Raw genomic sequence first — 6,651 nt, 5'->3', positions numbered from 1 at the left:
CGGCGGGCAGCTGCTCCCGCCCCGCTTCATCCAGCCGGACCAGCACCTCTCCCAGGCGCGTTCGCAGACGCTCGACCGGAATGACAGCCATCAGCACAGCCGGGAGCAGGCTGACGGCTCTGCCCTTATGCTCCGACGACATCACCACCAAGGAGCCCGTGTAAGCCACCGCATGGTCGGCGATTACAATCCCGATATCCGCCCTGGCAGCGATGGCTCGCCAATTCATCTCTTCATGTGCATTCCAAACATGAATCTCCGAATCAGGCAGAAGCCGTTCCAGGCCCAGCTGCTCCAGCGCCGGTTCATGCTGTCTAAGCAGCGTCTTGGCGCTCATTTCCGCACACTTGTCGGCCATAAATCTTGCTGCCTGCTCCATATTGGCAAGGTGAACGACATGGCCTCCTGCCATCTCGAAATTGGCGGTGAACTGGCGGATGCGCTCCTCCCCGGACCATTCGAAGCGCCCCCATTCCTCCGGTGCACCCCGGTACGGATGCTCCGGCCGCTGACGAATCCGCTCCCTGCCCAGCCGGTCAGCGATGCCGTTCATGAATTTCTCCTGCTTCCGGCGCGATGCGGCTTCCAGCTCTGCCAGCTGATCCGCCCATTGCGCCGCAGCTGCAATAGGGTTCCCGCCCGGTTTAGCCGTCATGCTCATCCCCTCCGTTCCTGCGCTGCCTGATCAAGGCTTGCAGCTTCGCTTCCGTCTCAGGCGCCATTTCCTTCACATCGCGGCGAAGCTCCGCCTCCACCGTTCCCCACCGGTCACGGAAGCTTTGCTTCGGCAGTGCCGGCGTCACCCGATATTTGTTCCAGCCCTTTAACGGGCCGATTCTGGTGCGAATCTCTCCATTTCGGACCACCAGCCGCTGCCCAAGCTTCAGGGCCGACACCGCACTGCGGTACCTGCCGCTGCTGCCCATCACAGCCGCAAAGCCTTTCATCCCGGCCGTCTCCAGCTTGTCGCCTCTGCCTGCCTCATTCTTTCTTCGCCGCAGGTAGACCAGCATATCATGCAGGGGGATCTTGACCGGACAGGCTTCATAGCAGGCCCCGCAAAGGCTGGAGGCATTCGCAATGTCATCCCATTCGGCTACGTTGCCCTTCAAGGCCGGGGTGAGCACGGCTCCGATCGGGCCGCTGTAGGTTCCGCCATAAGCATGGCCGCCGATATGGCGGTACACAGGGCATGCGTTCAGGCATGCGCCGCAGCGTATGCAGTTCAGCAGCTCCTGGAATTCGGGATCGCCAAGCTGCAGCGAACGGCCGTTGTCGATAATGATGATATGCTGTTCGTCCGGCCCGTCGGCATCTTCGCTCCGGCGCGGTCCGGTAATTCCGGACATGTAGACGGTCAGCTTCTGGCCTGTTGCCGACCGGGGCAGAAGCGTAGCCATCACCTCCAGATCCGCCCAGGATGGAATCAGCCGCTCCATCCCCATCAGCGTAATCTGCGTCTTCGGGACGGTCGTAACCATTCGCGCGTTCCCTTCGTTCTCGAACAGCACCATCGATCCCGTCTCCGCAATGCCAAAGTTGCAGCCGGTCATGCCGATATCCGCCTCCAGAAACTTCTCACGCAGCTTCATCCGGACGAATCCGGCCAGAATCGCGGTATCGGGCGGCAGCGTCTCCCCTGCCTCCTTGGATAGCAGCTCGGCAATCTGAAACCGGTTCTTGTGAATCGCCGGAATAATGATATGCGAAGGCGTCTCCTTCGCAAGCTGAATAATATATTCACCAAGATCCGTCTCCACGGCCTCCACCCCAATGGCTTCAAGCGCCTGATTGAGATGAAGCTCCTCGGACACCATCGACTTGGATTTGACGACCGAGGAGGCAGCCTTATGCTTGGCAATGGTCAGCGCGATATCTACCGCCTCCGCCGCTGTCTCGGCAAAATGCACAAACGCCCCGTTCGCTCTTGCATTCTCGGCAAACGCGTTCAAATAATAATCCAGATGTGCGATCGTATGCAGCCGGATTTGCCGCCCGCGCTCCCGCCAGTCATCCCAGTTGCCATGCTCCGCCGTTGCCGCCTGTTTGCCGTTCCGAAGCCGCTCGGTCGTGAAGCGGACCGCACTGCGCAGAAACTCGTTGTTCAGCGCCAGCCCGGCTCGCTCCTTGACCGTTTGAGCTCCTGCATCCGCTCTGCTCATGTATGGCTCACCCCCTCATACAGCAGCTCTGCCAGGTGCATGACCCGCACCTGTTCCCCTCTGTGGCGCAGATTGCCGGCGATGTTCATCAGGCATGCCATGTCGAGCCCCACGAGCACCTCCGCCTCCGTCTCCAGCACATGATCGCTTTTTTCCGTCACCATGGCTCCAGATATATCGGCCATTTTGATAGCAAATGTCCCGCCGAAGCCGCAGCAATCTTCCGCATACGGCAGCGGCACCAGCTCAAGCCCCCTCACACTGCCGAGAAGCGCCATCGGCTCTTCCTTTACACCGAGCAGGCGGCTGCCGTGGCAGGAAGGGTGATACGTCACTTTATGAGGAAATTGAGCGCCGAGATCGGTGACGCCCAGCACCTGGACCATAAACTGTGTGAATTCATAGGTTTTATGGTGAAGCGCTTTCGCTTTGGCCCAATAGACGGGGTCCTCACGAAACAAGCCGGGATACTGGTGGATCATATGTGTACATGAGCCGGACGGCGCGATCACAAAATCACTGTCCTCGAAGGCGTCCAGGATCGTGCGAGCGCTCTGGCGGGACTCTTCCCAATAGCCGCTGTTGTAGGCCGGCTGCCCGCAGCAGGTTTGGACCTTCGGAAACTCCAGCTTCACACCGTGCCTGGCCAGCAATCTGGCCATCGCTTCCGCCACCTGCGGAAACAAAACATCGCTTAGACAAGTGACGAACAGGGATATTTTCACTGCAGATCCCCCCGTTTCAGAATTGGAATGTTGGTATTCATCTTGAACTTGGAATAGATCTTGGAATAGATAATGAAAGCCCCCGGATCAATGCCGAGGGATCGCTAGTTATACGGACTGAACGATAATGCCGAGCTCTCGGTATGAATCGGCCTCCGCTTCAGCCAGTCTCCGGTCTGTAATGATTCGGTGCACCTGCGACAGATCTGCGACCTGGGTGAACGCCTGCAGCCCAAATTTGCTGGCATCGGCCAGCACAATCACCTCGTCAGCCATGCCGATCATCCGCTGCTTGATTCTGGCCTGAAGTTCATTGGATTCGCTAAGTCCGCGCTCGATATGCACGCCCTTGGACGAGATAAACGCCTTGTCTACATAATAAGCATCCAGCGAGCGCTCGGCCAGCGGCCCTACAAAGGACATGGAGCGACCGGCAAGAATGCCGCCGGTGGAAATGACCTGTATCTTCTCCTTCGGACCAAGCTCCGCTGCCACCTTGATCGAATTCGTCAGCACCGTTAATGGCACATCGGGAATGATCCGGGCCATATACCAGGCCGTGGAGCTTGCATCCAGCAATATGCGCTCACTCGGCTGAATCAGCTTCACAGCCTCCTCCGCAATTCGCCGCTTCTCCTCAGCGTTCATAATCTCGCGTTCCGCATACGGGATTTCCGGCTGGGACCGCTGAGCCGCCGGCTGATCCTTCACGCTGACCGCCCCGCCGTGGGAGCGGCGAAGCCTTCCGGCCTCCTCCAGCCGATCGAGATCGCGGCGAATCGTCTCCTCGGTCACGCCGCAGATGTGGCTTAGCTCCGAGACGCGAATGCTTCCTCTCTCGTTGACCAACTGCACTATTTTTTCATATCGTTCCGCAACCAGCATGATACCGCCTCATCCTTCTTACTTTATATATAGGTTGTCGATTTCGTGATTTGGCAAAATCGTCCGAATGCGTTCTCCCATGCTTCCCGGTCGGCAGGCTCGTATATGGTGACAGGAAAAGAATCGCGTATAAGCGCCCTCGCTTCCCACATGTCCGACAGCTCGCCGCTTGCGATCCACTGAACCGCCATATTGCCGATCGCGCTGCCCTCAGCCGGACCGGCCCATACCGGCTTGCCGATTGCACTCGCCGTCCACTGACACAGCGTCTCGTTATGAATGCCGCCGCCTACCATGTGCAAACCGCTGAAGCGCTGATTCGACAGCTCCTCGGTACATTCCAGCACATGCCGATACTGCAGCGCAAGGCTTTCCATAATGCAGCGCACGATCGCGCCAGGGCTTTGCGGCACCTGCTGCCCGGTCCGGCGGGCATAAGCTGCAATGCGCTGCGGCATATCGCCGGCAGGCAGAAACAGCGGATCATCCGGGTTGATGAAACAGGAGAACGCCGGTTCCGCTTCCGACATCATAACCAATTCCGGATAGGAATACAATAATCCCTGACGCTGCCACGTCCGCTGGCATTCCTGCAAAATCCACAGCCCCATAATGTTCTTGAGCAGCCTGTACGTGCCGTATGCCCCGCCTTCGTTCGTAAAATTCAGCTCGCGTGCACGATCATGAATGACCGGCTGCGCCACCTCCGTACCCATCAGCGACCAGGTTCCGCAGCTCAGATAAGCAAAGGACCGCTCCAGGGCCGGCACCGCCACAACAGCGGAAGCGGTATCATGTTCGGCAACGGTATATACCTTCATCTTCGGCAGGCCAAGCTCCTCAGTGATGGCAGCTCTTAAAGCGCCCGTCTCCGTGCCTGGATGGACAACCTGCTCGAACAGGTGAGACGGGAGATGCAGGCTGTTGAGCAGCTCCGGGTCCCAGCGCTGCAGCGAAGGATTGAACAGCTGGGTCGTGGTTGCATTCGTAAACTCATTGGCCATCTCGCCGGTCAGCCAGTAACGCAGCAGATCAGGAATCATGAGCAGGCGGCTGGCCTCCTGCAACAGATAAGGTCTGGATTGGCGGATCGCCGCAAGCTGGTAAATCGTATTGAACGACAGAAATTGAATGCCTGTCTTGGCAAAAATCGCTTGCGCCGGCACAGTCTCAAACACCTTTTCCATCACACCGTCGGTATGCGAATCACGATAATGATACGGATTGGCCATCAGCTCGCCCCGCTGGTCGAGCAGACCGAAATCGACGGCCCAAGAGTCGATCCCCAGGCTTTCCACCTGTATGCCCGAAGCTTTGGTCCGGAGCAGTCCCTGCTTCAGCTCATGGAATAAACGCAGGATGTCCCAGTGCAGTCTGCCGCCAATCTGCACCGGCTCGTTCGGAAATCGGTGAATCTCCTCCACCTGGATCGTTCGGTCTTTCAACTGGCCGATAAGCGCTCTACCGCTGCTGGCCCCGAGATCAAATGCAAGCACGCTCAAGTGCAGACAACCTCCTTCCATTTCATGAGTCGATCTTGGATCTCAAGTCACCTTATTGGCCAACATTCAGGCCGAAAGCCGAAGGCTCAGCTTCAAGATGTCCGCGCTGAACCAGCACCTGCTGCTCATAAGCCTTCACTTCCTCCAGCCACTGCTCCCTGACCGGCACGCCCATCTTCGCACAGTAGTAATCCCATACCGCTCCGAACGGATAGGACTTGAATTCCTCCAGCAGCGCCAGGCGCGTTGTATAATCGCCCTTGCGCTCGGCCTGTCTGAGCGCCTCAGTCGGCTCCAGCATCGCCCGCAGCAGCGCCTTGATTGTGTTGCGCGTCCCGATGACCCAGGCGGCGACCCGATTGATGCTGCCATCAAAGAAATCAAGACCGATGAACGTTTTCTCCAGCAGCCCATTTCGCACCAGCTCCCGGCCGATCTCGATCAGCTCATCATCCATCGTCACAACATGGTCGCTATCCCAGCGCATCGGTCTGCTCACATGAAGAAGAATGCCTTCGGTGAACAGTGACAGGGCCGATAGCTTGCCTGCGATGCCTTCCGTCGGGTGAAAATGTCCGGCATCCAGACAGATCAGCTTGTTGTTCTGTATCCCGTAGCCCATGTAAAATTCATGGGAACCGACGACATACGCCTCCGATCCGATGCCAAACAGCTTGCTCTCGACCGCATCCAGATGGATTGCCGAATCGAGCGGTTCGGAGAATATGTCATCCAGCGCTTCCTTCAGCCGTTGTCTTGGCGCCAGCCGGTCTACCGGCACATCCTTGTAGCCGTCCGGAATCCAGATGTTGGTGACGCACGTCTGTCCCAGCTGTTCTCCAAAATAAGCGCCGATCTTGCGCGCTGCTTTGCAGTGGTCAATCCAGAAGCGGCGTATGTCGGGATCCGGGTGGCTGAGCGTGAAGCCGTCCTTGGACTTGTCATGGGAGAAGCAGGTCGGATTGAAATCAAGCCCGATCCCCTGCTGCTTCGCCCAGTCCACCCAGGTCTGAAAGTGCCTCGGTGCAAGCTCATCCAGATCAACCTTCTCCTCCGTGTCGGCATAGATCGCATGCAAATTCACTTTATGCTTGCCCGGAATGAGCGACAGCGCCTTCTCCAGGTCCTGACGTAGCTCCGCCGGCGTCCGTGCGGCGCCGGGGTATTCCCCGGTCACCGAAATGCCGCCGGACAGCTCCTGATCTTGAAACAGGAAGCCCCGCACATCGTCCCCTTGCCAGCAATGGATGGAGATTTTAATGTGTTCCAGCGCTTGCAGAGCCTGATCTACATCGATGTCATACTTGCCGTACAGCTCCTTGGCGGCTTCATAATTGCGTACAATATCCTCACGCATTCCCCTTTGCCTCCTTGCCA

6 protein-coding genes are annotated in these 6,651 nt (G+C 58.0%); all 6 read right to left on the bottom strand.

Annotated elements, in window-relative coordinates; all coding sequences use genetic code 11:
- Nucleotides 1-655, bottom strand: a 655-nt coding sequence (locus CHH67_RS16355; protein ID WP_095266271.1) for a LutC/YkgG family protein, incomplete at its 3' end; no start/stop codon positions are given.
- Nucleotides 645-2,162: a LutB/LldF family L-lactate oxidation iron-sulfur protein gene (locus CHH67_RS16350; protein WP_095266270.1), complete on the bottom strand. Its 1,518-nt coding sequence runs from the start codon at nt 2,160-2,162 to the stop codon at nt 645-647. The genes CHH67_RS16355 and CHH67_RS16350, both read right to left, overlap by 11 nt.
- Nucleotides 2,159-2,887 carry a (Fe-S)-binding protein gene (locus CHH67_RS16345; protein WP_095266269.1) on the bottom strand — a complete coding sequence of 243 codons (729 nt, stop codon included), beginning with the start codon at nt 2,885-2,887 and terminating at the stop codon, nt 2,159-2,161. Before CHH67_RS16345 ends, CHH67_RS16350 begins: the two co-directional genes overlap by 4 nt.
- Before the next feature lie 108 nt (nt 2,888-2,995).
- A complete protein-coding gene (locus tag CHH67_RS16340; RefSeq protein WP_095266268.1) occupies nt 2,996-3,772 on the bottom strand; it encodes a DeoR/GlpR family DNA-binding transcription regulator in 777 nt (258 codons plus the stop codon).
- Nucleotides 3,773-3,795: 23 nt separating this feature from the next.
- A complete protein-coding gene (locus CHH67_RS16335) occupies nt 3,796-5,274 on the bottom strand; it encodes a rhamnulokinase (protein WP_095266267.1) in 1,479 nt (492 codons plus the stop codon).
- A 52-nt stretch (nt 5,275-5,326) separates the two neighbouring features.
- Entirely contained in the window at nt 5,327-6,631 is a 1,305-nt protein-coding gene (rhaA, locus tag CHH67_RS16330) for an L-rhamnose isomerase (protein ID WP_095266266.1), read from the bottom strand.
- Nucleotides 6,632-6,651 lie beyond the last annotated feature (20 nt).

This window comes from Paenibacillus campinasensis, from assembly GCF_002272015.1.
Classification (GTDB): Bacteria; Bacillota; Bacilli; order Paenibacillales; family Paenibacillaceae; genus Paenibacillus_AQ; species Paenibacillus_AQ campinasensis.
Note: the sequence above shows the minus strand (reverse complement) of the source record. Positions and strands in the feature narration are given on the sequence as shown.